This window comes from Flagellimonas hadalis (assembly GCF_007785775.2).
Taxonomy (GTDB): Bacteria; Bacteroidota; Bacteroidia; order Flavobacteriales; family Flavobacteriaceae; genus Flagellimonas; species Flagellimonas hadalis.
In genome coordinates, this window is the sequence record NZ_VNIK02000033.1 from 1 (window position 1) to 1,431 (window position 1,431).

At 42.7% G+C, this 1,431-nt stretch carries 1 protein-coding gene; it reads right to left on the minus strand.

Translation table 11 applies throughout. The annotated features are described in order from the left end of the window. Positions 1 to 314: 314 nt before the first annotated feature. Entirely contained in the window at positions 315 to 1,370 is a 1,056-nt protein-coding gene (locus FOT42_RS17880) for an IS110 family RNA-guided transposase (protein ID WP_151891794.1), read from the minus strand. Positions 1,371 to 1,431 lie beyond the last annotated feature (61 nt).

The following is a 1,431-nucleotide window of genomic DNA, read 5'->3' on the forward strand; positions in this document are numbered from 1 at the left end:
GTATCCTATGAAAAGCCCTAGTCCAGTTCTTTAAAGTTACTATTTAATTTTTACTTACCTCATAATGTTGATTTTGGGGTGTTGAATAGTTGATAATTCCGATAGGATTATCAATCATTCAATACCTATATAACTTGCTCGGCATCCTATATGTGATCACTTTACGATTCAGTGTCACCAGCATCTGTATGATTATAAGCTATAATAAGTTTGGTCACTTGCTAACCGATGTGATTCGGCCAGGGGCCGATCACCTACATTGTTTTGTGATCCAAACTTTTCTACTTCTTTAAGTGAGCTTAGCTATTGGTTTATTATTCCACTACCCCTATCTGGTAGGGTATTCCTGTTTTTATAACGGCCAGCGTACGACTTAAAAGCTTACGGGCCACTTTAACTATTACCGATTTTACGTTCTTGCCCTGATGCTTTCGGTAATATCCTTGCATCACCGGATCTGTCCGTATAGCCTGCCATGAGGCTTCTATGAAATAGCTGCGTATCAAACGATGTGCGCGCATACTTACACCTGTATGACGAACCGTATCACCGCTCTGGTAAATCCCAGGGGCCAAACCTACATAGCCTGCAAGATGCTTGATATTCGTAAACCGGCGCAGATTGCCCAGCTCGCTTAAAATACCACTGGCCACAATGGGACCTATTCCCGGTATGCTGCGCAAAAGCATATAATCTTCCTTGAAATAAGTCTTTGTGTGCCTTCGTAGCAAAGTAGAGACATCCCTGAATTCCTGATCTATAAACCTAAAAGTACGCATACGACTGCGTAATACTTCGTCACCGGTATCATACTCGAATTTTAGATCATCAAGCCAGTGCCTGAAGTTGTGGCTCCAATGATCGTTATCATATTGCTCGGGGATCTCGATGCCGTAATAAAGCAATTGCATTTTGATATAACTCTTGATCTGACGCATATCCTTAACAAGATCGTTACGTCGCCGAAAAAGACTGCGTAATTGCTCTCTACAGGTATCGGGAACACAAATCCCTTCAAGCCGGTTATCCTTGAGCTCACGGGCAATCAACTGTGCATCTATACGGTCTGTCTTAGTATGGCGCTCCTTGCCCCTTCTAAAAATATCTGCAGGATTAACTACCAGAGAGCGCCAGCCATACCGCTCGAAACTACGATGGGCAGCATAGCCGCAACAACCAGCCTCGTAGGCGGTGGATACTTCATAGCCCGGATAATGCTTGAACACATAATCGCGTAAGAGTTCGGCACGGGGAGGCATACTGAAAGTCTTACCTGAACAAAGGTCTGTCGCACAATGTATTTTCCAGCTACGCTTGTGGATATCAATACCAATGAATAACTTAGATCCTGCAGTTTGTTGAGTTTTCATATCTTATGATTTTTGTGAATCTTAAAGATACTTGACAAGCTGCTTTTTCATAGATGCTATA

Bases quoted from the DNA above. Each gene is read 5' to 3' on its own strand.
- FOT42_RS17880 (WP_151891794.1), bottom strand. From the start codon at position 1,370: ATGAAAACTCAACAAACTGCAGGATCTAAGTTATTCATTGGTATTGAT.